The sequence below is a fragment of the Acinetobacter sp. AYS6 genome, from assembly GCF_025630795.1.
In the GTDB taxonomy this organism is placed as follows: Bacteria; Pseudomonadota; Gammaproteobacteria; order Pseudomonadales; family Moraxellaceae; genus Acinetobacter.
Genome location: NZ_JAOTNV010000006.1, coordinates 403,529 through 430,343, shown reverse-complemented (window position 1 = coordinate 430,343; position 26,815 = coordinate 403,529). Strand labels below are relative to the sequence as shown.

Annotated in this window: 19 protein-coding genes; 11 read left to right on the top strand and 8 right to left on the bottom strand. The window is 38.2% G+C overall.

Annotation, left to right across the window (positions count from 1 at the left end):
* Window positions 1-20 precede the first annotated feature (20 nt).
* Complete coding sequence (gene adeT1, locus OD757_RS10310) at window positions 21-1,016, bottom strand: putative multidrug efflux protein AdeT1 (RefSeq protein WP_263031809.1); 996 nt, start codon at window positions 1,014-1,016, stop codon at window positions 21-23.
* A 494-nt stretch (window positions 1,017-1,510) separates the two neighbouring features.
* On the opposite strand from adeT1, the gene OD757_RS10305 reads away from it, so the two are divergent.
* Window positions 1,511-3,283 (top strand): amidohydrolase, encoded by a 1,773-nt coding sequence (locus OD757_RS10305; RefSeq protein ID WP_263031808.1) that lies wholly within the window; start codon window positions 1,511-1,513, stop codon window positions 3,281-3,283.
* Window positions 3,284-3,480: 197 nt separating this feature from the next.
* Window positions 3,481-3,888, top strand: a complete 408-nt coding sequence (locus OD757_RS10300; RefSeq protein WP_263031807.1) for a hypothetical protein — start codon at window positions 3,481-3,483, stop codon at window positions 3,886-3,888.
* 17 nt (window positions 3,889-3,905) lie between these two features.
* Here the strand turns inward: OD757_RS10300 and adeS are convergent, their stop codons facing one another.
* Both adeS and adeR read right to left on the bottom strand, forming a co-directional pair.
* Window positions 3,906-4,976: a two-component sensor histidine kinase AdeS gene (adeS, locus tag OD757_RS10295; protein WP_263031806.1), complete on the bottom strand. Its 1,071-nt coding sequence runs from the start codon at window positions 4,974-4,976 to the stop codon at window positions 3,906-3,908.
* A 32-nt stretch (window positions 4,977-5,008) separates the two neighbouring features.
* A complete protein-coding gene (gene adeR / locus OD757_RS10290) occupies window positions 5,009-5,752 on the bottom strand; it encodes an efflux system response regulator transcription factor AdeR (RefSeq protein WP_263031805.1) in 744 nt (247 codons plus the stop codon).
* A 144-nt stretch (window positions 5,753-5,896) separates the two neighbouring features.
* Here adeR and OD757_RS10285 point away from each other — a divergent pair, with 144 nt between their 5' ends.
* The 5 genes from OD757_RS10285 to OD757_RS10265 all read left to right on the top strand — a co-directional run bounded on the left by OD757_RS10285 (window position 5,897) and on the right by OD757_RS10265 (window position 14,419).
* The gene (locus OD757_RS10285; RefSeq protein ID WP_263031804.1) at window positions 5,897-7,087 is read left to right on the top strand and encodes an efflux RND transporter periplasmic adaptor subunit; all 1,191 of its coding nucleotides are present in this window, start codon (window positions 5,897-5,899) and stop codon (window positions 7,085-7,087) included.
* Window positions 7,084-10,191 (top strand): multidrug efflux RND transporter permease subunit AdeB, encoded by a 3,108-nt coding sequence (adeB, locus tag OD757_RS10280; protein WP_263031803.1) that lies wholly within the window; start codon window positions 7,084-7,086, stop codon window positions 10,189-10,191. Before OD757_RS10285 ends, adeB begins: the two co-directional genes overlap by 4 nt.
* 78 nt (window positions 10,192-10,269) lie before the next feature.
* A complete protein-coding gene (adeC, locus tag OD757_RS10275) occupies window positions 10,270-11,670 on the top strand; it encodes a multidrug efflux RND transporter AdeABC outer membrane channel subunit AdeC (protein WP_263031802.1) in 1,401 nt (466 codons plus the stop codon).
* Between the two features lie 700 nt (window positions 11,671-12,370).
* Window positions 12,371-12,925, top strand: a complete 555-nt coding sequence (locus OD757_RS10270) for a TetR/AcrR family transcriptional regulator (protein WP_263031801.1) — start codon at window positions 12,371-12,373, stop codon at window positions 12,923-12,925.
* Window positions 12,926-13,114: 189 nt separating this feature from the next.
* Window positions 13,115-14,419: an MFS transporter gene (locus tag OD757_RS10265; protein WP_263031850.1), complete on the top strand. Its 1,305-nt coding sequence runs from the start codon at window positions 13,115-13,117 to the stop codon at window positions 14,417-14,419.
* A gap of 106 nt (window positions 14,420-14,525) precedes the next feature.
* Here the strand turns inward: OD757_RS10265 and OD757_RS10260 are convergent, their stop codons facing one another.
* The 4 genes from OD757_RS10260 to OD757_RS10245 form a co-directional block, all read right to left on the bottom strand.
* Window positions 14,526-15,440, bottom strand: coding sequence for an alpha/beta hydrolase (locus OD757_RS10260; protein WP_263031800.1), 915 nt, complete (start codon window positions 15,438-15,440; stop codon window positions 14,526-14,528).
* 73 nt (window positions 15,441-15,513) lie between these two features.
* Window positions 15,514-17,055: a flavin-containing monooxygenase gene (locus tag OD757_RS10255; RefSeq protein WP_263031799.1), complete on the bottom strand. Its 1,542-nt coding sequence runs from the start codon at window positions 17,053-17,055 to the stop codon at window positions 15,514-15,516.
* 5 nt (window positions 17,056-17,060) lie between these two features.
* Window positions 17,061-18,368 (bottom strand): flavin monoamine oxidase family protein, encoded by a 1,308-nt coding sequence (locus tag OD757_RS10250; RefSeq protein ID WP_263031798.1) that lies wholly within the window; start codon window positions 18,366-18,368, stop codon window positions 17,061-17,063.
* Entirely contained in the window at window positions 18,365-19,609 is a 1,245-nt protein-coding gene (locus OD757_RS10245) for a saccharopine dehydrogenase family protein (RefSeq protein WP_263031797.1), read from the bottom strand. Before OD757_RS10245 ends, OD757_RS10250 begins: the two co-directional genes overlap by 4 nt.
* A gap of 433 nt (window positions 19,610-20,042) precedes the next feature.
* Between OD757_RS10245 and OD757_RS10240 the strand changes: the two genes are divergently transcribed.
* From OD757_RS10240 to OD757_RS10225, 4 genes are all read left to right on the top strand, one after another.
* The gene (locus OD757_RS10240) at window positions 20,043-20,648 is read left to right on the top strand and encodes a TetR/AcrR family transcriptional regulator (protein ID WP_263031796.1); all 606 of its coding nucleotides are present in this window, start codon (window positions 20,043-20,045) and stop codon (window positions 20,646-20,648) included.
* A 381-nt stretch (window positions 20,649-21,029) separates the two neighbouring features.
* Window positions 21,030-22,403: an NAD(P)/FAD-dependent oxidoreductase gene (locus OD757_RS10235; RefSeq protein ID WP_263031795.1), complete on the top strand. Its 1,374-nt coding sequence runs from the start codon at window positions 21,030-21,032 to the stop codon at window positions 22,401-22,403.
* Window positions 22,390-23,079, top strand: coding sequence for a DUF4386 domain-containing protein (locus OD757_RS10230; protein ID WP_263031794.1), 690 nt, complete (start codon window positions 22,390-22,392; stop codon window positions 23,077-23,079). The genes OD757_RS10235 and OD757_RS10230 overlap by 14 nt, the downstream gene beginning before the upstream one ends.
* Window positions 23,080-23,176: 97 nt before the next feature.
* Window positions 23,177-24,436: an outer membrane protein transport protein gene (locus OD757_RS10225; RefSeq protein WP_263031793.1), complete on the top strand. Its 1,260-nt coding sequence runs from the start codon at window positions 23,177-23,179 to the stop codon at window positions 24,434-24,436.
* 113 nt (window positions 24,437-24,549) lie between these two features.
* Here OD757_RS10225 and OD757_RS10220 read toward each other — a convergent pair whose 3' ends face one another.
* The gene (locus OD757_RS10220) at window positions 24,550-26,811 is read right to left on the bottom strand and encodes an excinuclease ABC subunit UvrA (protein ID WP_263031792.1); all 2,262 of its coding nucleotides are present in this window, start codon (window positions 26,809-26,811) and stop codon (window positions 24,550-24,552) included.
* Window positions 26,812-26,815 lie beyond the last annotated feature (4 nt).

Below are 26,815 nucleotides of genomic sequence, written 5' to 3'. Positions count from 1 at the left end.
TGTGCATATGTTTTGAGTGTTCATTCATCGTTTAATACACATTCAAAATTACTTGGGTTTTCTTTACATCTTACTTTTTTCAAAAAATTCATCATTTTAGGGTCATAGATACCCGCCTTGGTTAGCTGTATACGTGCCTCACGCATCATTTTCATATAATTTAATTGTTCATTTTTAGGAATATCCATCCAATATTTTGAAGGAATATCACTTTCATATTTAGCAATAATGCCAAACGTTCTATTTAATTGGCTTGCTACCCAAGTGCGCGACTTTTGTCCAAAACCTGCTGGAAACTGGTCTTTACGAATAATGAAGTTTGCTGAAATTTGAGTCAAAGGAAAACGAACAATTGCCCCTTTCTCACCTAAACCTTTGTAGAGTTCAAAAGGTTTAAATGCAACAATAGGAGCGGGCACAATATCAATTTCATGGTTATTAAACTTCGCACCGGCATTGGTCACATCTACAGATACAGCCTGACCTCCAACATGTTGCACAAGCTTGGGTTGGGCTTCATCATATTTAAATACCCCAATTTTTTTACCAGCAGCCTTTGCGAGTGTATTGATGCTTCGATCATTTACAAATAAATATGCAGGGCCAATTGTGCCTAAACCTGCAATTTCGTAAGGGCCTACCACCATATTTTTTGCGGCCATAGGTGAAGACAACAGCTTATAAGCATTAATCGCCGTTTTCATATTTGTTAATGCGCCAACTGCATCTAAAGATCCTGTATATTTATTAAACTGGCGGCCACGTAAACCACTAATAATAGCGCCATCACATTTGCCAACTTTTAAATCTTCAGCCGCAACGCGTTCATCAACATACGCTTTTAAAGATAGATCTGCTCCCCAATTTTTGGCTTCAAGTGCATAGTCTTTGGCTAAAGCGAAAGCGTCTCCCGATTTACCAATTGGGTCAAACACACACACGACTTGTTGCTTGGCATAAAGAGTTGTTGTTAAACATGTGCTTGCAATAAGTAAAATAGTTTTAAAACGATCCATATTTAATTATCCATTTTTTAAATTATAAAAATTATTTTATAAATCTAGGTTAGATGAGATATGACATTTAAATAAGAATTTAAAGAGAAAAGGTCAAAAGACAGCCTTGGTTCAGGAAGTCATTTAATGATTTATTAGAATGTTTATTGTCCGATTTGCGGAAAAAAAACTCATAAATCGGTATTTTCTCTATTCTTTTTATATCCTTAAATAAACTTAAAAATTAGTTTATCCATTCCACAATGGAGATTAATTTATGGAAATCTTAAAAACAAAAATTGTAATTATGGACTCAGGGCTAACGAACTTCCCTAACAGTGAAATAGAGATTTTTGCGAGTAGTGCAAGGCATCGTATAGGCCTATCTAAGTGTATCAAGAGTAACAAAACTGTAGTCAATGGATAGACCTCAGTACTCAAAGACTTGATGCAAACAGATCAACAAGAAGATTAGAAAACGATTATTAGAATTTAAATGATTTTTGGAGTTAATAATGAGATTTAGAAAAGGATTTTTAGCACTTAGCCTAGGTTTACTCTTTATAAACTTAGGATGTGCAAACAATGATAGTGATGACAATAATGCTGCCGCAAGTATTTATATTAATGGAAAAATTTATACTGCCAAAGATAAAGATTCCCTTCAACAAGCTATCGCAATTGCCCATGACGGAACCATCCTAAAAGTAGGTAGTAATGAAGAAATTAAAAAAATTGCAGACAACAATACACAAGTTGTCGATCTAGAAAATAAAGTTCTAATGCCAGGTTTAATCGATAGTCATATTCATGCTTTAGCTTCTGGTGTAGAGGCGATATTAGCCACTATGGATAGCGGCGATACCACCATAGATATTGCTAAAGTTGAAGCAAAACTTAAACAAGCCAGTCTCGATGGTACGGGAGTTGCTGGAGATGTTCTATTTTTAAATGGTTTGTCATCAGAATATTGGGAATTGGCCGACCAACTCTCAAATGTATTTAATAATAATGAATGGAAAGATCGTCCCATTGCATTAATTGGTAGTGACCACCATACGGCATGGGTAAACCAAGCACTTCTAAAGAAAGCTGGTATAGATGCAAACTTCATTCAGCAATTAAGCCCAGATGACCAGCAAAATGTTGCACATAATGAAAACTTTGAACCAACTGGATTTGTGATTGATTCTGGCTGGGATATGGTGAGTGATAAAATTCCATCTGTATCACATGATCTGCTTTATAAAGGCTCTAAAGAAGCAGTCAAATACTATAACAGTTTGGGGCTCACTGCGTGGATGGACATCGCTGCAAACGCCAGTCCGAATAAGGGAATTACCAATATTAAAAATACAGAGGAAACCATAGGGATGATTCCAATGTATAAAGAATTATCTCAAAAAGGAGAGTTAACAGCACGAGTTTCTGGGTTACATGTCATTAATTCAAAAAGTACGCCGCAAGTTTTTAACATTATTGAGTCAATCAATAGTAAATACAAAAACATAGATAACTTTAATTTAGTCGGTGTGAAAGTATTTGCTGATGGTGTATTAGAGATTCCAGCCCAATCAGCTGCATTACTTGGTCGGTACTCTAATAGTAACAAGCAAGGCACTTTATTATTTGACCCAAATACTTTTAAGTTAGTTGTTGATGAAGCGGATAAGCGAAATATGATTGTTCATATTCATGCTGTTGGGGATAGAGCTGTACAGGAGTCTTTAAATGCCTTTGAGTACGCTCGTTCAAAGCGTCAAAGCAATGTCCCTCATAGCATTACTCACCTTCAGCTCGTAGACCCTAAAGACTATAAGCGCTTTAAACAAAACAATGTGATTGCTTCTATGCAATTGGCATGGGCCTATGAAGACAGTTTTAACAGAGAACTGGTAAAACCTTATATCGATGCAACTTCTTATAAGGGTATGTATCCTGCACATTCGTTGTTAGTTAACGGCGCAACCATTGCGGGTGCAAGTGATGCACCAGTTTCAACAGCCAATCCTTTTGTTGCTATGGCGACAGCAATTACCAGAAAAGGTAATGAAGGAGATGTTTTAAACCCAGCAGAAGCCATTGATCGAGATACAGTATTTAAGGCTTATACGATTAATTCGGCAAAAGCGCTTTATTTAGATAAAAGCATCGGCACGCTCGAACCGGGCAAAAAAGCCGATATGATTTTAGTAGATAGAGACATTTTTAAAGTTTCACCTGAACAGTTGGCTGAAACAAAAGTGGTATGGACCATTTTTAATGGAAAGAAAGTTTATCAACAATAAACTCGTTATTTAGAGTTTGAGGTGAGCTGAAGAAAAATCAGCTCACTTGCTGGCCCGTTTTATACAGCTGTATTTATATTTCCTGCTATTAAAAATCAATAATTTGCTTAAAACTATTCGACCTCTTAAAAATTTTTACTCAGTAAAGAAAAAATGAGTAACATGAAACCTTAGAAGATTTATCACACATAACATCTATGAAGAAAAACTCAAAGCTTGACCAAGATAGGCTCTTTATTAAATTGTTATTTAAGTCCACCTCTGAAGTGACGGAGGATGAAATTGAGTACTACCGAAAATATCCCGATCAGATCGATCAAGTCACAGCTCCTCTAAACATTCATAAAATATTCTTGTGGGCTGGTGCTTTATTGGGCGTTATCGTGGTGGCTATAGCTAAATTTCTTAAATTTTCTGGCACCTTAGATTTCCTATCTGAAGGCGTATTAGAGTTTGTTATAGATATTATTTATGAAACGGGCATTGCCTTAATTGGCGCAGCCGCGACAGCCTTTATGCTGGGTGTTTTATTGAATAAGCAACAAGAAAATGCCACAAAATGGCGTGAAGAAATTCGTAGAAGAGTAAAAGAGAGTGAAGAATAAATTTATAACTCAGCGTTTTACTTATCCATCAAAATTTTTATGGTGAAAGTGCTTTTTGAGCCATGATTGCTATAGTGAATAGAACCTTTAAGCGCAACCACGATCGCATGTACAACAGCTAATCCCAAACCTGTGCCACCAAACTCTTTATTTCTTGACTCTTCTAATCGAAAAAAGGGTTTAAACAGATCGTCTTGGAACTCAGTTGCAATACCGGGGCCTTCATCTTCAATTTTTAAGATCCAGTTGTCTGTAACCACTTCTGAAGAGATTTTAAGTTTTCCTGCATTTGAATAACGAATTGAGTTATCAATTAACGCAATTAAGACTTGCTCAATACGGCGGCGGTCACAAAATACCGGCAGCTCTGTTAAATCAAGTTCTGGCACTAAGTTCGCTTGTTCTAAGCGGTCTTCAAAGGCCTTGAGAACTTTTTCAATCACAGATTTAAAGTCTAATAACTCATAATTTAATCTTAACTGTTGATTCTCAACTAAACTTATCGTTCGTAAGTCTTCAACTAAATGAGATAAACCTTCAACTTGATTTAAAAGACTTTTAAATAGAATTTCATCAGGCTTAAAAACGCCGTCGATGATGCCTTGCAGGCGGCCTTGTAAAATTGTGATTGGAGTTCTTAATTCATGAGCGATGGCAGCATTCCAAACTTGCGCATTTTTAACTGATACTTCTAGCTTTTGCGCCATATCATTAAAATTATGTAAAAGTTCGGACATTTCAGCTGAATGAATTCTGTTGTCGTAAGCTCTGGCAGAGAGATCACCCTGACTAATTTTGTTTGCTGCTTCGGCTAAGAAATTAATGGGTAGAATAAAACGTTTTGCGAGGTGCATGCCGATCACGAGTGAAATCATACAACCACACAAGATGACGGTAGACAACCAAATCCAATCTATGAAATGAAAATTTGTCCAATCCTCTTGTAGGGAATCTAAAGTGAGCCAACCTTTTTCAATGGCATAGTTATAAATTAGGTAGCCTAGCAACATAGAAAACAGAGTAACGCTTAAATTAACAATACTGAAAGCAATAAAAAGCTGCTTGCTGATTCCTAACTTATTTTTCATAAAATATTTCCTAGCCATATTTTTAATATTATTTAGATATCATCTTTTACAGCTAGTGGATTATCGAGTCGATATCCTACACCACGCACATTAATTAACATGTGGAGTATTCCTTGTTCCTCCAATTTTTTTCTAAGCTTACTTACATGGCTGTCTACGGTTCGTTCTAGGGCATCGCTATCGTTCATGCAATGATTCATGAGCTCACCGCGTGTAAAAACTTTATGGGGCTGGTCAATCATGAATGAAATAATTTTATATTCAGTCAGCGTCAAATTAAGCAATATTTTCTTATTTTGAGCGTGAATATAAACACCATGAGTATCGGTATCAATTTCAATATCTTTGTAGACCTTATTTTTGTTAAATGGCTTGTTTGTTAACTGAGTACGTCTTAAGACTGCCTGAACTCTAGCGATCACTTCATTTGGGTTAAATGGTTTAACAACAAAGTCATCTGCACCAACTCGTAATGCCATGACCTTATCAATATCTTGATCTAGTGCAGTGAGCATAATGACAGGTGTTTGAGCTTTCTGGCGTATTTTATTCAGTACTTCCCATCCGTTTAATTCGGGTAATTTAATATCGAGTAAAATTAAATCAATGGGTTGACTAGCGTGCAATTCAATAGCTTGCTTTCCATTCATGGCACGCAAAACACTCATTCCTTCACGTTTCAAATAATTTTCAATAATGTCACCAATATCATAATCATCCTCTACAACAAGAATAACTTTATCGCGACAATCAAAAGAAAAAGAATGATCAAACATAGAAATTTGGCTATATAAAATGCTTCAACTCATCATACGCTAAATTATCTCTATTTCTCCACAGTTACTCCACACTTTAGTGACGATCGCTACACACTCATCAAAAATAATGTCAGCATCAAAAACTCACTTGGTCTGGACAGTATGCAAAAGCATCTTTTACTTCCTTTATTTTTATCTATTGGGCTGGTATTACAGGGGTGTGGTTCACAAGAAACGGCTCAAGCTGAGCCACCGCCAGCTAAAGTTAGTGTATTAAACATCCAACCACAATCGGTTAATTTTAGTGAAAATCTCCCTGCACGTGTACAGGCATTTCGTACTGCTGAAATACGTCCGCAAGTCGGAGGAATTATTGAAAGAGTTTTATTTAAACAAGGTAGTGAAGTTAGAGCAGGGCAAGCTTTATATAAAATTAATTCAGAGACTTTTGAAGCCGACGTAAATAGTAATAGAGCTTCACTTAATAAAGCTGAGGCAGAGGTTGCGAGACTGAAAGTTCAGTTAGACCGTTACGAACAACTCTTACCAAGTAATGCAATTAGTAAGCAAGAAGTGAGTAATGCTCAAGCTCAATATCGTCAGGCGCTCGCTGATGTCGCGCAAATGAAAGCGTTACTTACTAGACAAAAGTTGAATCTGCAATATGCCACTGTACGAGCGCCGATCTCAGGTCGTATTGGACAATCTTTTGTCACTGAAGGGGCATTGGTTGGTCAAGGCGATACAAATACCATGGCAACCATTCAACAGATTGATAAAGTCTATGTCGATGTAAAACAATCGATTAGTGAATATGAGCGTCTACAAGCTGCCTTAAAAAGTGGTGAGTTATCTGCAAACAGTGAGAAAACGGTTCGTATTTCTAATAGCCACGGACAAGAATATAACGTCACAGCAAAAATGTTGTTTGAAGATATTAACGTTGACCCTGAAACAGGTGATGTGACCTTCCGTATTGAAGTAAATAATACCGAGAGAAAACTACTTCCTGGTATGTATGTGCGAGTCAATATTGACCGAGCTTCTATTCCACAAGCCTTGTTAGTTCCAGCTCAAGCGATTCAGCGCAATATCAATGGTGAGCCACAGGTCTATGTGATTAATGCCAAAGGCTCGGCTGAGATTCGTCCTATCGAAATTGGACAGCAATATGAACAGTACTATATCGCCAACAAAGGTTTGAAAGTCGGTGACAAAGTCGTTGTTGAAGGTATGGAGCGTATCCAGCCAAATCAAAAACTGGCAATGACGACGTGGAAAAAGCCTGCATCAGAAAATAGTGCTTCAAATGTAGAAACAAAACCGTCTACAAATCAAGGAGCTCAACCATGATGTCTCAATTTTTTATTCGACGTCCTGTTTTTGCATGGGTGATCGCAATTTTCATTATATTGTTTGGGTTACTTAGTATTCCAAAATTGCCGATTGCTCGTTTCCCTAGCGTAGCGCCTCCTCAAGTGAACATTGGTGCGACGTATCCGGGAGCAACAGCAAAGACTATTAACGATAGTGTTGTTACCTTAATTGAGCGAGAGTTATCGGGTGTAAAAAACTTACTTTACTATAGTGCGACAACCGATACTTCGGGCACAGCAGAAATTTCTGCAACCTTTAAACCCGGTACAGATGTCGAAATGGCTCAGGTTGATGTTCAGAATAAAATCAAGGCTGTTGAAGCACGCTTACCACAGATTGTGCGGCAGCAAGGTTTACAGGTTGAGGCATCATCTTCAGGCTTCTTGATGCTGGTCGGTATTAACTCTCCGAATGGCCAATATTCAGAAGTAGACTTAAGTGATTATCTGGTTCGAAATGTCGTAGAAGAGCTAAAACGTGTTGAAGGCGTTGGTAAAGTCCAATCTTTCGGTGCAGAGAAAGCCCTACGCATTTGGGTCGATCCAAATAAATTGGTTTCTTATGGTTTATCAATTAGTGATGTAAACAATGCAATTCGTGAAAATAATGTTGAAATTGCACCGGGGCGCCTAGGCGATTTACCTGCCAATAAAGGTCAACTGATTACGATTCCATTGTCAGCGCAAGGTCAGCTATCAAGTGTTGAGCAATTTAGGAATATCAGCTTAAAAAGCAAAACGAACGGAAGTGTAATTCGTCTGTCCGATGTTGCAAATGTTGAAATCGGATCACAAGCCTACAACTTCGCTATTTTAGAGAATGGTAAACCCGCTACAGCTGCCGCAATCCAGTTAAGCCCGGGTGCGAACGCCGTAAAAACAGCAGAAGGTGTTAGAGCAAAAATTGAAGAATTAAAGTTGAACTTACCAGAGGGCATGCAGTTTAGTATTCCTTACGACACCGCGCCGTTTGTTAAAATTTCAATTGAAAAGGTAATTCATACATTACTTGAAGCGATGGTTCTGGTTTTCATTGTGATGTATTTATTTTTGCACAATGTACGCTATACGCTTATTCCAGCGATTGTTGCACCGATTGCTTTACTCGGTACTTTTACCGTGATGCTGCTTGCCGGCTTCTCAATTAACGTACTCACCATGTTCGGTATGGTGCTCGCCATCGGGATTATTGTCGACGATGCGATTGTTGTCGTTGAAAACGTCGAAAGGATTATGGCGACTGAAGGATTAAATCCGAAAGAAGCGACATCTAAAGCAATGAAAGAGATTACCAGTCCTATTATTGGTATTACCTTAGTGTTGTCTGCTGTGTTTTTACCAATGGCTTTTGCAAGTGGTTCGGTCGGGATCATTTATAAACAATTTACGCTGACCATGTCCGTGTCTATTTTATTCTCGGCTTTATTGGCGCTCATTTTAACACCTGCACTTTGTGCCACTATTTTAAAACCAATTGATGGTCATCATCAGAAGAAAGGTTTCTTTGCATGGTTTGACCGTAGCTTTGATAAAGTGACGAAAAAGTATGAACTGATACTCCTTAAAATCATCAAACATACAGTTCCAGTCATGATGATCTTTGTGGTGATTACAGGCATTACCTTTGCAGGAATGAAGTACTGGCCAACAGCATTTATGCCAGAGGAAGATCAAGGCTGGTTTATGACGTCTTTCCAATTACCATCAGATGCAACGGCAGAACGTACTCGAAATGTAGTGAATCAATTTGAAAATTCGCTTAAAGACAAACCCGATGTCAAAAGTAATACGACGATTATGGGATGGGGTTTTAGCGGTGCAGGACAAAACGTAGGTGTTGCATTCACGACCTTAAAAGATTTCAACGAGCGTACTTCTTCGGCAACTGAAATGACAAATGCAGTCAATGCATCAATGGCGAATAGTTCGGAAGGTGAAACAATGGCGGTACTTCCACCTGCTATTGATGAACTGGGTACATTCTCTGGCTTTAGTTTACGTTTACAAGATCGTGCGAACTTAGGTATGCCTGCATTATTGGCTGCCCAAGACCAACTTATGCAGATGGCTGCCAAGAACAAAAAGTTCTATATGGTGTGGAATGAAGGTTTACCACAAGGCGACAATATTTCTTTAAAAATTGACCGTGAAAAGCTTAATACCCTTGGTGTTAAATTCTCAGACGTTTCAGACATCATTTCAACCTCAATGGGTTCAATGTATATCAATGACTTCCCGAATCAGGGTCGTATGCAACAAGTGATTGTGCAAGTTGAAGCTAAATCACGTATGCAACTCAAAGATATCTTGAACTTGAAAGTGATGGGTTCGAGTGGTCAATTGGTTTCTTTGTCTGAAGTAGTAACGCCTCAATGGAACAAAGCACCGCAACAATATAATCGTTACAACGGACGACCGTCTTTAAGTATTGCCGGCATTCCTAACTTCGACACATCTTCGGGTGAGGCAATGCGTGAAATGGAACAGTTGATTGCTCAGTTGCCTAAAGGTATTGGCTATGAATGGACTGGTATTTCTCTACAAGAAAAGCAGTCTGAATCTCAAATGGCCTTTTTACTTGGTTTATCAATGTTAGTGGTGTTTCTTGTATTGGCTGCACTCTATGAAAGCTGGGCGATTCCACTATCTGTGATGTTGGTTGTTCCACTTGGTATTTTCGGTGCAATCATTGCCATTATGTCGAGAGGTCTAATGAATGATGTGTTCTTCAAAATTGGACTCATTACGATTATTGGTCTATCCGCAAAGAATGCCATCTTGATTGTTGAGTTTGCAAAGATGCTCAAAGAGGAAGGAATGAGTTTGATTGAAGCTACAGTTGCAGCAGCCAAACTTCGCTTACGACCAATCTTGATGACTTCTCTTGCTTTTACATGTGGTGTGATTCCTCTCGTAATTGCAACTGGTGCAAGTTCTGAGACTCAACATGCTTTAGGTACTGGTGTATTTGGGGGCATGATCTCGGCAACGATTCTGGCTATTTTCTTTGTTCCCGTGTTCTTTATCTTCATTTTGGGCGTCGTGGAAAAGCTAACTTCTAAGAAAAAAATCTCATCTTAAGTTAAATGCGTCAGGGGAAATACTCAATTTCCTCTGATGCGTCCTATGCTCAACTCATTTTATTATTTGGAGAATACTATGTCGAAAGCGGCAATCGTATCTCGTGGACTCGTTGTTTCTGCACTTTCTGTTGCACTCGTCGCATGTGTAAATATGCAAGCACCACAGCCGACAGCGATTTCTCATATTCCTCAAAATTTTGCTCAGAATTCTTTAGGAACCACCATTGCTGAGAAAAGTTATAAAGAGTTTATTTCTGACCCTAAATTATTACAGGTCATTGAAATCGGCCTAAACAATAATCGGGATTTACGGACTGCTACGCTGAATATTGAGCGCGTACAGCAACAATACCAAATCACAAAAAATAGCCAGCTCCCGACCATTGGCGTAACGGGAAATGCAGTACGGCAGGTTAGCCCATCGATTAACCCCAATAACCCAGTTTCTACATTTCAAGTGGGTTTAGGAATGACTGCCTATGAGCTAGACTTTTGGGGACGTGTTCAAAATTTAAAAGATGCTGCATTAAATAACTATCTTGCAACTCAAAGCGCGAAAGAAGCTGTGCAAATTGGTTTAATCAGTAACATCACGCAGGTCTGGTTAAATTATGCTTTTGCACAAGCCAATTTAAACCTTGCTGAACAGACCTTAAAAGCACAAGTCGAAGCTTATAACCTAAACAAGAAGCGCTTTGATGTCGGTATCGACAGTGAAGTTCCATTAAAACAAGCACAAATTTCGGTAGAGACTGCTAGAAACGATGTCGCAACTTATAAGACCCAAATTCTACAGGCAAAAAATCTACTGGATTTGTTAGCTGGTTCTCCTGTTCCTCAAAACTTACTTCCAAATGATTCAATTAAAAATATTACCCTTGAGAAGAATTTTGCAGCGGGTTTACCAAGTGATTTGTTAAATCATCGTCCTGATCTTAAAGCGGCTGAATATAGCTTACGAGCGGCAGGGGCAAATATTGGTGCTGCGAAGGCGCGAATGTTCCCAACCATAAGCCTTACTGGTTCTACGGGTTATGCCTCTACTGAACTTAAAGATTTATTTAAGTCGGGTAATTTTGCATGGTCAGTTGGACCAAGCGTTGATCTACCAATTTTTGATTGGGGAACAAGAAAGGCGGGTATCAAAATTGCTGAAATAGACCAAAAAATTGCTTTATCAGAATATGAAAAAACTATTCAAACAGCCTTTAAAGAAGTGAATGATGCTCTTGCTACACATGCACATATTGAAGAACGCCTAGATGCGCAGCGCCGTTTAGTCTCTGCTACAGCTGCAACATATAAACTCTCAATGGCACGTTATAAAGCTGGGGTTGATAGTTATTTTACGGTTTTGGATGCACAACGTTCTGCGTATGCAGCACAGCAAGGGTTACTTGCACTTGAACAAGTCAAATTAAATAATCAGATTGAAATTTATAAAGTTTTAGGAGGGGGATTATCTAAAGAATCATAATATTTTTAATTCATATTTCTAGTTGAAGCTTGTTCCAATCTCTTAAATCAGCGCAAATGAAAAAAGAGTGTCTTCAACTAGAAAACTTAAAAAAACAAAATGATTATTCACATTTACTTAAGACTTTCCTTAATTATGTAATTAAATGAAAAACAATAATTAATTAAATAATTTCTAGCCAATTTCACATTGACACCTTAATTATTGAAGATTACCATTTGCCTGCTGGCCACATTGCCAGTCGGTCGTCGCGGACCGATTTTTTCGACCACATCAGGATTATTTCTTCTGAGGAATAGTTTTGTGTGAGCATCTCCTCGTTCCCTCCCGTTGCGGTAGGACGGGAGAGGGACACCTTCGGGTGTGCTGGAGTCGAAACCAGTCCGCGAACCCTTTCTCGTTCTGCCACCATAATTCCTATTAATGTCTGGCAGAACTCCCAATAAAAAGGAGTTGGCTTTGCACATCCATTATTTCTTGGCTCTCGATGCCAAAAGCTATAACGATACAACTTAAATCATCTTTAAACAGTCTGACGAGCTTTAAGCTTTTCGGGCTTTAAGTTATTACGGCTCAAAAAACTTGCATTAACAATAAAACTTGAGATGTGCCAAGCACAGTCTTACGGCTTTGCTATGCCTTTTTTTCTCCCAGAAAAGTATCTCTTTTAGAAACAACAAGAATTTATAACGGTAAAACTATGTCAAATTTAGAAATCTCTTCCAAAAAATTACAGGTTATTCGTACGGCGATACACTTATTTACCACCCATGGTTTTCACACGGCGGGAATAGACCTGATTGCCAAAGAATCCAAAATACCAAAAGGCACCTTGTACAACTACTTTCACTCAAAAGAGCGCCTGATTGAAATGTGTATCGCCTTTCAAAAGAGACTGCTTAAAGAAGAAGTACTGTCAATTATTTACTCAAACCGCTACCGCACCTCAAACGATAAACTCAAAGAAATTGTTCGTTTACATGTCTGTTCTAATAGCCTCTATCACTTATTACTCAAAGCCATATTTGAAATTAAACTCGTTTATTCGCAAGGTTACCGCATGGCGGTTGAATATCGAAAATGGTTACTTCATGAGATTTTTGATCTGGTTTTTAGTCTAGAAACTTCTGCAATAAAACCCGATGCCAACATGGTGTTAAACCTAATTGATGGCTTGATGATGCAGTTTCTAAGCTCGAACAGTTTAGAAGAAAGGGATGTGATGTTAGAGCAGTTTTTTAAAACAAATACCTGAATATAAAAGAATAATTTAAAAATATGGTGTGATGAGTAGACAATAAGCGCCGTGCGATAAATCAAAAAATAATCTTTTGACTTTGTGGGGATAATATTGTTATTTTGTTTTACGTTATTCGTAAATTAATTATGAATAACGTAATTAAAATGAGAATAATTTAAAGCGCAACATGGAGAAGGGATGACCATGAAAGAAGTTGCATTAAGTGATTTGATCAATCAGCAAAAAGTTGGACGTTATCAAAAATTTATTTTGTTCACATGTTTATTGCTGATGATTATGGATGGGTATGACATTCAGTCTATGGCTTACGCAGCCCCAATGATTATTGAAGAATGGGGTGTTCATAAAACCATGCTAGGTGTTGTGTTTAGCGCCAGTTTATTTGGTTTATTTGTCGGATCATTTTTATTAAGTTCACTTTCCGATCGTTTTGGCCGCCGTCCAATATTACTGATCTCAACCTTTATGTTCTCCATATTGATGCTGGTAACACCACATGTCGGCAACATTGAGCAATTGACTGCAATCCGCTTTATTACAGGAATTTTTTTAGGAGGTATCATGCCAAACGTTATGGCTTATAGCTCCGAAATTGTTCCATATAAATCTCGTATTTTTACCATGATGGTTATTTCTTGCGGCTATACGGTCGGGGCAATGTTGGGAGGAGGCATATCCGCCTTATTAGTTCCTTGGGGAGGATGGCAGGCGATTTTCTATTTTGGCGGTATTGTTCCTTTAATTATTTTCTTTATTACATTCTTTAAGCTGCCAGAGTCTTTATATTTCTTAAGTGAAAATAGTAAAAATACGCCCAAAATTTTGTTTTGGTTAAAGAAATTTTATCCTGCATTAACCTTCAATTCAGAGATGAAAATCATCAATACGACTGAAGTTCAGGTTAAGAAGTCACCGCTTGAGTTATTTAAAAATAAGCGTGCGTTTTTTACCTATTCCATCTGGATTATCAGTATTTTAAACATGATCAGTCTCTATTTTCTGGCGAACTGGCTACCTACTTTGTCTAAAGAGTCTGGGCTGTCATTAAATCAGGCACTCATGATCGGCTCTACTCTACAATTAGGCGGTACGATTGGTAGTGTTGTGATGGGCCTTAAAATCGATAAGACTGGATTCTATAAAGTATTAATTCCTATTTTTTTGGTTGCAGTGATTAGTGTTGCTGTAATTGGCTATGCTGTTAGCCATATCGTTTTATTATTTGTCATCATTTTTATTGCTGGCTTTGCGATTGTGGGCGGGCAACCTGCCATTAATGCGCTATCTGCGAGTTATTACCCAGTTTCACTTCGTACCACTGGTGTGGGCTGGAGTATTGGCATTGCCCGTTTAGGTTCGGTCATTGGTCCGTTATTTGGTGGTTATCTTTCTCAATTTTTGGTCATTACCCATTTATTTGTGATTGCTGCAATACCTTCGTTGTTCGTTATTATCATGCTGGTGATTCAGGCCAAGTATCGGTCATAAGGTTATCTATATAAATAAAAATTATAGAGATAATGGCTGCAAATAAGCTGATTAGATATATTCCTAATCAGCTTATTTTCATATGTTTATGCAGGACTATAAAATTTTATTTCGCCTTTGGATGGCTTAAAACTTTGGATAAAAAATTAATTTGGTCCTCTAAAATTTTTGTTTGCCATGTTCCGCTGTAAAAATCAAAATGATCAATTGGGTATTCAAGCAATTTAGCCTCTCCATTTGCTAAGTTTGCTGACTTGCGAGCAGCTTCAGGTGGAGTGACTTGATCATTTGAACCTACTTGTACCAATAAAGGGCAATTTATTTTATGGGCGAAATTAATCGGTCGATTTCTTGCAACTTCTAAAGCAGTTCGCGCACATACTTCATTCCGCCACGTTGGCCCAGCCATTGCTTTATATGAGACCTCTGAGCCAGGTGTGCTAATGATTGCCGTTGTGCCAGGTTGCCCCACAATTGGAATAACATGTGCTTCTTGACCTAACAGTGAGCGGGCTACGTCTTTTAAACCGTGAGCTACAGCAACTGTTAATTGCTTAAACCCACCGTAACGTAAGATCTGGGTAAGGGCAGCTAGGCCATCTGTAGCTGGATTCATAGATATTACAGCTGAGATTTTTGGATCTTGAGCTGCAACGACCATCACATGTCCACCAGAATAAGACGTGCCCCAAAGTGCTATACGGTGTTTATCTACATTGGGTAGGCCTCGTACAGCTGCGATTGCTGCATGATAGTCTTCACGTTGATTTTTATAGGAAACATTCTGTCTTGGAAAACCATCAGATTCTCCAAAACTACGATAATCAAATATAAATGTATCAAAGCCTGCTTTGCTAAATGGCTCTGCAAAATGTAATAACCCTGTATCTTTTGTACCTCCGAAGCCATTTCCCATGATAATGCAGGGGCGCCCTCGAGAGCTTTTATACTTATCGGATGTGGTCGGGATATACCAAGCCGAACATGTAATTCCTTTACTGGTAAATTTAATATTTTCCATAATGTTTACCTAATATATTGAGTCTCTTATTTAGTTTTTACTTAAATAAGAGACCTTAATTTTGAGGGTAGTATTAAGCTTTGATCTTCAATTCATCTGAGTTTGACTCTGGAACAACTGCCAATTTTTTCTTAGGCAACAGAGCAGTGAACTGTAATGCTTTATCAACCACAGGACCTTTATTGAGTCTTTCTAAATCAAACTCATAATCATGTTTAAATTGCCATGATCCTTCGGTTCCAGCCATTGGGAACTGTGCTAAACCACGTTGAACATATCCTGGACTCAAATCAATAAAGGGAACTCGCTTCATGTCTTTATTAACAATCACTGGCGTAAATGTTCCGTATTTATTCTCATCCATATAGTCAAGTAGACGGCAGAAGTATTGCCAAACTAGATCTACTTTTAAGGTCCATGCAATGTTGGTATAACCAAATGCAAAGGCAAAATTTGGGATATCAGACAGCATCATAGATTTATAAATGGTGGTATCTGGATAATCGATTTTCTTACCATCAACAGTGAGTTGAATCTTACTGAATGCCAGCATGTTTAAACCTGTTGCAGTAATAATAATATCTGCTTCAAGTGTTTTACCTGACTTCAGTAAGATTCCATCTTTAGTGAATCGGTCAATATGATCGGTTACAACAGAAGCTTTACCGGAAGAAATTGCTTTAAACATGTCTCCATCTGGTACAACACATAAGCGTTCATCCCATGGATTGTATTTTGGTGAGAAATGAGTTGCGACATCAAAACCTTTAGGCAGTCTGCGTTTTACATCTGCAATGAGTAGGCGACGCATGACCTTTGGAAAACGATGACTTAGTTTGTAAATTCCGCGACTGATTGCAATATTTTTCTTGCGAATAATTTCATAGGCGCGTTGAGGCGAGAGAACTTTATTTAAAGCCAGTGCAATAGGGTCGACTCCTGGCATAGCAACCACATAGCCAGGTGATCTTTGAAGCATAGTAATATGCTCAACGTCTTTTGCCATAGCTGGAATTAAAGTTACCGCTGTAGCACCACTACCAATTACGACAACTTTTTTACCTGAATAGTCGAGATTTTCTGGCCAGTGTTGAGGATGAACGATTTGACCTTTGAAATCCTTACTTCCCTGAAACTCAGGCGAATAACCATTATTATAATCGTAGTAACCTGTGCCCATTAGTAGGAAGCGCGAACGTAAGGTGACTAAATTTTTTTGGTCTTTTAGTTTGACTTTAACAGTCCAAATGCCTTCACTTGATGAGAATTCTGCACTCGTGACATAGCTGTTAAATTGAATATGTTGGTCAATACCATTTTCAGTCACAGTTTCTTGCAAATAATCACAAATCATTTGCGCGCTACCGAAAGTCCTTTTTTCGGTCCATGGTTTAAAGCCAAAAGCAAAAGACTGCATATCTGAATCGGAGCGGATGCCAGGGTAGCGGAACAGGCTCCAAGTACCACCGATTTTTTCTCGACCTTCAAGAATTAGGAAAGTCGAATTAGGACGATATTTCTTTAAATGGTACGCTGCACTTATACCAGCAATTCCTGCACCAATAATGAGAACTTCTGCATCTAAAGGTTGAGTAAAACCAGTGTTCTTGTTCATGATATTCACCCTGCTAATTTTTGAGCCATTGCATGCGTTATGTTTGCAGCAGCTTCAATGCCAGACTCTACAGCACCTTCAATCCCACCCATGGTCATCGTTGCGATATCACCACCAGCAAAATGAATATTTCCATGAGGTTTACGTATGAGGGGAGCAGCACCTGTTAAATTACCAGGGCGATGATGTACCCAAGTTCCTTGTGCGAAAGGATCTGTGGCCCAGTTGTGTGACGCAACTTCAAGTACTTCAATCTCTGGACTAAACATCTGTAAAGCTTTTTGAACAGCTTCAACATCATTCACATCAATAGTTGATTCATCAGAAATGAAACATACTAAAAGTGAATCATCTCCATGTTCATATTCAACACGAACGGTATTAATTGGGTTTTGCCCAACAGGAGCGAATGCAACAAAAGGCTCGATTTTTCCACGTACACGTGCCCATAATTTAGCGGTACGCATTGGATGTTTTGCATCAATCATGTCCTGAACAGGTTTATTAACCTCAGGTGTAATTTTGATATCAGATAAAACATTTAATGGAACAGCAATCAGAGCTTTTTTTGTCACAATCTTTTCACCAGATTGCGTAGTAATTACAACTTGATTACCTTGATCATCTATCGCTGCAACTGGCGTAGTAAGTCGCAATTCAGCACCTGAATCATTGTAAATCGCTCTTACCAGTTTTTGTGTGCCGCCTGCAATTGGCCAAGACCCTGCAACTTCAAAGAAGGCTCCCCAATTTCCAAAATATGTAGCTGCCCAGAATAAGATTTGAGCGACACCTTGTTCATCCCAAGAATAAACGAGAGTCGATAACAATCCATCTAAAACGTCACGTTCATAAGTTGATAAATTTAAGGCATCAAGACGATCTCTTAACGTTTGTTTTTCAATCTCACTGGTATCAATAGCATTTACATCATATGGAAGAGGGAACCACTGACGAGCATCATTAAAGAAAAGTGTCAGTAATGGTTCAGCAACAGCTGCATATTCAGCTTGAGTACCCGTATGTAATTTTCCGTCAGCAAACCAAACCGTTTTATCAACTTCTGTAGGAGGATTTAAGCCAATGCCGTAGCGTTGTAGTTCTCTCCAAATATAAGGTTGAGTCCAGTGTGCGTAACCGCCACCAAATTCAACTTGTCGACCAAATGCTTCACCCGTAAAAGTTCGCCCACCAATACGGTCACGCGCTTCTAATAATACAACCGTATGTCCAGCATTACTTAAATCGCGCGCTGCAACGACACCTGCACACCCAGCCCCAATCACGGCTATATCGTAATCATATTTGTTCATAGTACACTCTCCACGATTTCAGCACGTGGCGTACCTACGCGTTCAAGTGCAGTATAGAAAGATTCTGGTTCAGCCCAATCTTCTGGGGCAAAAGTCCCGCTACGCTTACCAGTTTCATCAAGAGCTAACACCATAAATGCTGCACAAGCTGTACCTGTAATCGATGCCATATCTTTAAATAAATATGAATCTTGTTTTGCTGTGCCCGTACGTCGAATTGCGACAGCAGGTCTACCATTTTTTGTTCCAGATACTCTTGCTAATAACCCGCCTTTATATTGATAAGTTTGCCCAACAGCAGATTTTGTAAGAAACTCAACCATTGCAGCGAATGTAGATTCTTTACGTTTAACTTGGCCCATCATGCCACTGATAGCAGCTTTCCATCCTTTAACCGATCCAAGTCTGTTGTTAAGTAAATCTTCTAGAAAGTCGACGCCTTCTTTAACGGTCATTTCACCACTGTGAACAGCTAAGCCAACACCTCGACCTAATCCATTAAATGGCGCTGGATCAAGACCGCCCAAACAGCGGATACGTTGAGCATTTGGATATTTACGCGGTAAAGTGACTGGCTCTGGATGAGCAGTTTCATATAAAAGGGTATCACTATTACCGCCAAGTGGTGCGTATCCAACTTCGACGAAGGTTTCATGATTTACACGTTTTCCACCTTCCCAAGTCAAACAATCTCCTGCGGTAATATGAAGAAAATGTTCAAGTACGGCACGACCAATCCCAGGACGTTCATCACCTACAAGCCAGCAACAATCAATATTTTCAACGGTATCTAACTGATTTGCTGCATCAACAACTAATACATTTGCCATGCCTGGTGAAGCACCACAACCTACATATATTGGAATACCAGCTGCTTTCGCTTTTTCATGAAGAGTAAGTGCATGTTCAGTACTTTCAACGTCATCATCAAAATCTAAATAGGGAACTTTTGCTTCTAGACATGCTTCAATAACAGGCGCTGAGGTTCGAATATATGGACCAGCTCCGAGTACGACTAAAGCCGCACCATTAACGACAGCTTGTAGCTTTTCCTTGTCATACAAATCTAAATGTTGTGTAGTTGCCAGACCTTTAGGAAGTTTTTCAATAAGATTTGAAAGCAATTCAGGACGAATGTCACATAGTACAAGTTCCCAATCACCTTCTGCCTTAGCAAAACGTTCGATCGCTAATCGACACATTTCACCCGCTGCACCAATAAATACAATACGACGACTCATTTGAATTCTCCTTAGAATCGGCAACCCATGCCGATTACAACTTTATTTATTTCCATAGTTCCAAAATTCCCTGGAACGATCGTTCATGACGCTTCACTTAGATCAAAATTAGATCGAAGAGAGACGCTGTGAATTATTTTTAAAACAATAATTACACTCTGTCAATGACGTTGTGTAATTATTGTTTTAAAGAAAAAAATATTGTTAGTACTTCTTTGCTTAACGAGTGCAATTAAATTAAGAATAATTTTTATGTTAATAATTTAGATAAATCAGATGGTTATGATTTATTTTTGAAATTGTTTTTAAGCACTAAATATAAATATTTACTAAGGGCGAAATTCAATAAATATGATGATTTCAATGAATTAACTTGTTTGCTCAAGATTGATTGTTCTACACTTACGTTGTGTCAACGAAGATAAAGATATTTATGACTACACAACGAAGACGCCCCAAACACGATCCGAAAGAGTCGGAGCGAGAAATTTTAAATGCTGCTGAAAAATTTTTAAGTGAGCATCCTTTTCGTGAATTAAATGTTGATGAGGTTATGAAACTTACTGGGCTTAAGCGTCCAGCTTTTTATGTTCATTTTCGTGATAAATACGATTTAGCTTTACGTGTTGTAGAGGATATTAGTCAGGAGTTATTTACATTAGCCAATCATTGGTTAAAGGGAAATAATTTTCCTGAAGATTCTCTTCAAGCATTAGAAGGGATAGTCAATGTTTATCAGAAACATGGGGCTGTTTTAAGAGCTTTATCAGATGCTGCGGTAGCGGATGCGAGAGTTGAGCAAATTTATCGAACTTTGATACAGGATTTTATAACTGCCACAGCTCGACACATATATGAAGAACAGGAGGTTGGCCGTATCACTAGAGATATGAATGTTGAAGAAACCGCACGGGCACTTGTATGGTTAGAAGAACGGTATTTATCCGAAGCATTTGGTCGCTCAACCCAATCAGATCCAAAAGTTGTTGTTCAGGTGTTGCATAACATTTGGCTTTCTACACTTTATGGAACTTATTAAAATTAAAATATACGATAAATTTTGAATGTTTAAAGGGATTTTTCATTCATTATTTAATTCATATAACGACTTATATATTTGATATTAAAAATATAATATTTTTTCACTATCAATTTTTCTAATCTCTTTTTTTGAAAATAATCAAAGCTAAGCATAATTTGTGCTATTAATTACACCATGTCATTGACACTATGTAATTAATAGCACAATATATATTCAGCTCTAGTGTTTTTACGTAATGCTAAAGAACAAATTACATTTTCTCAGGGAAGAGATTATGTGATGGGTTTGCAATGAATCTCTATCTTTTCAAAAGATGGAAAATTGAAGTGTTGCGTATGGGAGCTAAGAAAAATCGAATATCAAAGGAAGGAGCATTAGATGAATAATATTCCACATGCAAATAAGTCATTCTGGTTAGCCCACTCAGGCGAATACATTCCTTCACCACCTCTTAAAGGTAGCATCGATGTAGATGTGGTGATTATTGGAGGAGGGTTTACTGGATTATCTACCGCCTATCACATAAAAAAAGCCGACTCTGCTGCATCAGTGGCTGTTCTTGAAGGCGAATGTGTGGCATTTGGTGCCTCAGGCCGTACATCTGGTTGGGTTGTTCCAGTTCCAGTACTTGATCCCACTACTGCAAAAGTACTTTATGGCAAAGAAAGATTAACTGAGCTTCAAAATTTCGCATGGAATGGTCTGGACTATGTACAGGACCTCATCAAACGCGAAAATATGGATAGCGATTTTGAAATGCCAGGTGTGACATTTACGACACTTCGCGGCCATGAAAAACGATTAGAGCAATTTACTCAATATTGGCACGATCAACCTCGCTCAAAAGACAGTGTCTATATGGATCGAGCTACGGTAAGTGAAGCGCTAAATAGCGATGCATTTTCTGGTGGATGCCGAATGCCACATTCTGGGCAAGTCAATCCTGTAAAGCACTCTCGAGAGCTCAAGCGAATAGCTGAAGCGGCGGGCGCACAAATTTTTGAGCAAACGCCAGTACTGGATATCGAAGATAAGGAAAAGTTCTTTATTCTCAAAACCCCAGAAGGTGAGGTTAGAGCGAAACATATTGTATTGGGAACAAATGGTTTTACCCATTTATTGCAACCAGAATTGGGGCTTAAACGCGCACAACTTCCAATGTTTGTATATCAGTTAATTACTGAACCTTTAACTGATGAAGATTGGAAAGCACTTGGTTGGAAACATCGTGGTCAGTTTTATGACAAAACAACTTATTGTCCTCCAACCTGTAGAACGACTGTAGATGGAAGATTGCAATTTAACCTATGTGATATTTACGTGGGTGAAGGGCGCTCTATGGACGAAGCTCAGAAAGTGCAATTTTATGATGCCGCTGAGCGAATGTATAAAAAGGTATTTCCTGCATTTCAGAAATTAAAAATTGCTCAACGTTGGAGTGGCGCTTGTTCTATTCCTTTTGACGTAAGGTCTCAAGTGGGCACACTCCATAATGGTCGTATTTCTTATGCCTATGGATACAGTGGTGCGGGCGTAATGATGTCACAAAATTATGGTCGAATTTTAGCTGATCTTGCATTGCAACGTAAAACGGATCTTACCGAGCATTGGTTTGTTGCCAATGGAGAAAAAGGACACGCTAAATTTAAACGTTTCCCATTAATTCCGGGTCTCATCGCTGCGCTACGTACTTATTTCGAATACGAACGAGTATCTGCACTTTCTAGGAGAAGACGCCTTGGACTCGATTAAACAATATGATGATGGACACGTATTTACAGCGTGGGTTGCATTAATCGGTACGGTAATGGCTGCCACTTGCTTACTTTGTTTTCTTGCAGTTACAGGGTTTGATTTACATCAAATATTTAAACCTGAATTTGCATTAACTTTGTCGGCAAAGGACCAAGCCCTTTTCAGAACCTCAATGATTTCTGATTGTTTTGGGTTTTATCTTCCTTTTCTGGCTGTGGGCGTATATCTGTGGCGAAAGTTGCGCTCTTCAGGAGGGTTGTTGTCCGATATCGCTATTTTATTCCTTGTCATTTCAACCATGTTAGGTATAGCAGGAGCTGTTTTACAGGCCTCTGTATTAGGGCCACTTGCTGAAACATATATGTCTGGGAATGAAATGGCTAAACAGGCGGCGGGCACTGTGTGGGCAACCATTTCGCAAGGCTCTCAAAATGGCTTATGGCCAATGGAAGGACCGACAATCGGTTTCTGGGCAATAGTTAACGGACTACTTCTGAGAAAAAACAAATCCGCATTAGGTTTCCCATTGGTTTTGGTTGGGTTGGGATATTTTGGATTTGCTGCGCTTCTTTTCTCAGGCTTTCCTAAAGCGGCCTTACTCCTTGAACTGTTCTTATTGCCAGTACAGGTCCTGTGGCTAAGTCTTTTTGGTTTGGGTTTATTAAGAAAATAGATGTAAAGAATTTTAGAGCCATGTTGTGAAATATGGCTCTAAAAATAAAAAACTATCCTAAGGATTTAGGGAAATAACAACGAAAAAGGATATAGGTATGAATGGAATGCCAACTAATAGGACAAATCCGATTTTAATAGGAATGCTTGGCGTATTTGTGAGTAACATTGGTCACGCTTCAGCCTTGGAACAATCAGGCCAATCTATCTTGCCATTTCTAGAAAACGGTAATTATGCAGAAGCAAATTTATTTGCAGTCGATTCATCTGTTTCTGGCATAATCAACGATAGAGCAGATCTGGTACGAGATCATCAAAGTCGTGATACAGGCGATATTGCAGAAAGTACGCAGTTCTATACAGCTGCACTAAAGTTACAACTCACAGATCGTTTAAGTTTTGGTGTGTTATACGATCAGCCTTTTAGTGCTGACATTAAATATCCGGCACGTTCTAATAATAGTTATTTTGATAATGATGTTAGTCATCAAGGTACATTCGTAAAAGCCGATACTCAAAATTTAAGTATGATTGTGGGTTACTCACCAGTTGAACATTTTCAGATTTACGGTGGGCCAGTTTATCAAACAGTAAAGGCTAACCTAGGTCTTAGAGGCAATGCCTATACTCAGGCTTTTAATGGCTATAATGCTAAATTTAAACAAGAAGGCGAAGTCGGTTGGTTGTTAGGAGGAAGTTATCAATTACCCGATCTTGCATTAAAAGCAGCGGTAACCTATCGGTCCAAAATTAAATATAAATTTCAAGTAGATGAAGATATTTATGGTCAACCATTACAACTTGTTGAAAATGAGAAAACCAAACTAGAGACTCCAGCATCATTAAATATTGATTTTCAAACAGGTATTTCTGAACAATCACTTGTTTATATGAATTTAAGATGGGTGAATTGGAAAGAGTTTGAAACACGTCCTCCGCAATATGGCGCTCTATCTGAAATTATTATGAAAGAGGTAACTGGTGGAACTTATACCCAAGGTTTTAAGCTCGATTCTTATCAAAAAGATCAATATAGTGCGACTGTCGGTCTCGCACATCAATTTACAGAAAAATGGGGTGCTTCATCAGATGTAAGTTGGGACTCTGGTACAGGTGACCCTGCGTCAACAATGGGACCCATAAAAGGTTCATGGTCGCTTGGTTTAGGTGTCCAATTTAACCCTGCTAAAAACTACTTTATAGCCGGCGGAATAAAATATTATTGGTTAGGTGATACAAAAACCGAAGATGGAACTTATTACTTGCCAATAGAAGGAATTAAACCATTCGCAGAACAGGCAGATTTTAAAGACAATCATGCAATTGCTTATGGTTTAAAATTTGGATATCGGTTTTAAATTTAAATGGAGTAGTTGAATTTAACTGCTCCATTTATTTATTCCTTGATACATGCCGCTCTGCTTCAAGCAAAATCTGATTCACTGTTGTGCCAAGCTAGTCAATCAAATCTTCACAGTTCTAGATATTTTTTCAAATATTGACCTGTTAAAGATTTTTCTGCAGAGAGTAGGGAGCCGACTGTTCCAGAAAACACCAATTCACCACCTTTGTCACCAGCCAAGGGACCAATGTCAATAATCCAATCTGCTTGACTAATAATGTCTAAATTATGTTCGATAACGATGATCGTATTGCCTTTTTCAACTAAATTATTTAACAAACTAATCAATTTTTCAGTATCTGAAGGATGTAAGCCTGTACTCGGTTCATCTAATACAAAAATATTATCCGTTTCATTAAGTTCTTTTGAGAGTTTTAATCTTTGGCGCTCACCACCAGAGAACGTATTTAAGCGTTGGCCAATTGCAATATAGTCTAACCCTAAGCTTACCAATGAATTAAATTGCTGCTGTAAATTACGATCTTCAAAAAATTGACTTGCTTCTGTAACAGTCATTTTCAAGATTTCAGCAATGTTTTTACCTTTATAATGATACTTTAACACCTCAGGGGAATATCCTGAGCCATGACAAAGGTCGCAAGTCATTTCAACATCATCTAAAAATGCGAGTTCAATTTTCTCCATACCTGATCCTTTGCACTGAGGACAGGCACCTTCGCTGTTAAAACTAAAGAGCTTAGTACTTACTTTATTGGCTTTCGCAAAGAGTTGACGAATCGGATCAAGAAGATCTAGATAGGTCAGTAAGTTTGATCGAATACTTGCAGTAATTGCAGATTGATTAATGACTTTTGTTTCGGGGTATTGTTGCGGTAAAACTTTACTGATTAATGTACTTTTTCCAGAACCTGCAACGCCTGTAATAACGGTTAGGCAGTTCTTGGGAATATCGACATCAATATTTTTCAGATTAAATAAATGCGCATTTTTAATTGAAATCCATTCATTACCCATACGTGGTTCTTTCTTATAGATATTTGGCCTTCTAAAAAACTGGCCTGTTAAACCTGATGAGTGCTTTAACTCTTCGAAAGTCCCTTGGTAAATAATTTGACCGCCGTTGATACCAGAAAGAGGGCCCATATCAATGACATGATCAGCTGTTCTAATCAGATCGGGGTCATGTTCAACGAGTAAAACACTATTTCCTTTATCTCTAATCTTTTGAATAATTTTAATAATATTATCTAAATCTTTTGGATGAAGACCAATACTTGGCTCGTCAAAAATATAGAGTAGATCAACTAAACTATTACCCAAATGCTTAACCATCTTGATTCGTTGTGATTCACCACCAGATAATGTATTGCTCACACGATTAAGACTTAAATAACTGAGACCAACCAAATTTAAGTTATTCAGCTTATTGATAATTTCATGCAGAACAGTTTCAAATTTTTCACTTTTTATCGATTCTATAAACTCTAAAAGCGTTGAGACAGATAGAGCTGTACATTCAGCAATATTTTTACCGTTAATCTTACAAGATAAAGATTTCTGATTAAGCCGTTGTCCCTTACATAAAGAGCATTCTTTGGTGGTAATAATATCCTCAAGTTTATTCCGATAACGATTTCTTTCCTGCGCTTCACCTTTTAAAAAGTTCCGTTCAAATCTGGTCACTAGACCTTCATAAAGTGCCGTTTTTCTCCATTTACTTGTTGGATTTAAAGGCTTGTGCTGAGGAGCATACAACAATAATTCCCATTCTTTTTCACTATAATCTTTTAACTTTTTATCTAAATCAAAGTAACCTGAATCTGCATATCGGGTCCAACGCCATGCAGTGGGTTGATAGGTAGGAAAATTGATAGCACCTTCTTCATTTAAGGATTTATCTAAATCTAATATTTTATGAATATCAATTGTTTGCTCTAAACCAATACCTTCGCATTGTGGGCACATGCCATTTGGGTGATTAAAAGAAAAAACATTCGAATATCCTACAAACGGTTCTCCCATACGTGAAAATAACAAGCGAAGATTGGCATAAATATCTGTAATTGTTGCAACGGTTGAGCGAATGTTACCCGTTAAAGGCTTTTGATTAATAATGACAGGTACATTTAAATTCTCAATTTTATCAACGTCAGCAACCCCAAAATGTTGTAAACGATTGCGCACAAAACTATCTTGTGTTTCATTGATTTGTCTTTGAGCTTCTGCGCCAATAGTTTCGAAAACTAAAGAAGATTTACCTGAACCAGAGACTCCAGTAAACACAACGATTTCATGTTTAGGAATCTTTAATGAAATATTTTTAAGATTATTTTGTCTGGCTCCGTAAATATTTATTGTTCTTTTAGTCATGTGT

Excerpts from the sequence above, each read along its gene's own strand:
- adeS (WP_263031806.1), bottom strand. The coding sequence starts at position 4,976 with ATGAAAAATAAGTTAGGAATCAGCAAGCAGCTTTTTATTGCTTTCAGT.
- OD757_RS10245 (WP_263031797.1), bottom strand. The coding sequence starts at position 19,609 with ATGAGTCGTCGTATTGTATTTATTGGTGCAGCGGGTGAAATGTGTCGA.
- OD757_RS10250 (WP_263031798.1), bottom strand. The coding sequence starts at position 18,368 with ATGAACAAATATGATTACGATATAGCCGTGATTGGGGCTGGGTGTGCA.
- adeB (WP_263031803.1), top strand. The coding sequence starts at position 7,084 with ATGATGTCTCAATTTTTTATTCGACGTCCTGTTTTTGCATGGGTGATC.
- OD757_RS10300 (WP_263031807.1), top strand. The coding sequence starts at position 3,481 with ATGAAGAAAAACTCAAAGCTTGACCAAGATAGGCTCTTTATTAAATTG.
- OD757_RS10305 (WP_263031808.1), top strand. The coding sequence starts at position 1,511 with ATGAGATTTAGAAAAGGATTTTTAGCACTTAGCCTAGGTTTACTCTTT.
- OD757_RS10235 (WP_263031795.1), top strand. The coding sequence starts at position 21,030 with ATGAATAATATTCCACATGCAAATAAGTCATTCTGGTTAGCCCACTCA.
- OD757_RS10225 (WP_263031793.1), top strand. The coding sequence starts at position 23,177 with ATGAATGGAATGCCAACTAATAGGACAAATCCGATTTTAATAGGAATG.
- OD757_RS10265 (WP_263031850.1), top strand. The coding sequence starts at position 13,115 with ATGAAAGAAGTTGCATTAAGTGATTTGATCAATCAGCAAAAAGTTGGA.
- OD757_RS10285 (WP_263031804.1), top strand. The coding sequence starts at position 5,897 with ATGCAAAAGCATCTTTTACTTCCTTTATTTTTATCTATTGGGCTGGTA.
- adeT1 (WP_263031809.1), bottom strand. The coding sequence starts at position 1,016 with ATGGATCGTTTTAAAACTATTTTACTTATTGCAAGCACATGTTTAACA.
- OD757_RS10255 (WP_263031799.1), bottom strand. The coding sequence starts at position 17,055 with ATGAACAAGAACACTGGTTTTACTCAACCTTTAGATGCAGAAGTTCTC.
- OD757_RS10220 (WP_263031792.1), bottom strand. The coding sequence starts at position 26,811 with ATGACTAAAAGAACAATAAATATTTACGGAGCCAGACAAAATAATCTT.
- OD757_RS10260 (WP_263031800.1), bottom strand. The coding sequence starts at position 15,440 with ATGGAAAATATTAAATTTACCAGTAAAGGAATTACATGTTCGGCTTGG.
- OD757_RS10240 (WP_263031796.1), top strand. The coding sequence starts at position 20,043 with ATGACTACACAACGAAGACGCCCCAAACACGATCCGAAAGAGTCGGAG.
- OD757_RS10270 (WP_263031801.1), top strand. The coding sequence starts at position 12,371 with ATGTCAAATTTAGAAATCTCTTCCAAAAAATTACAGGTTATTCGTACG.
- adeC (WP_263031802.1), top strand. The coding sequence starts at position 10,270 with ATGTCGAAAGCGGCAATCGTATCTCGTGGACTCGTTGTTTCTGCACTT.
- adeR (WP_263031805.1), bottom strand. The coding sequence starts at position 5,752 with ATGTTTGATCATTCTTTTTCTTTTGATTGTCGCGATAAAGTTATTCTT.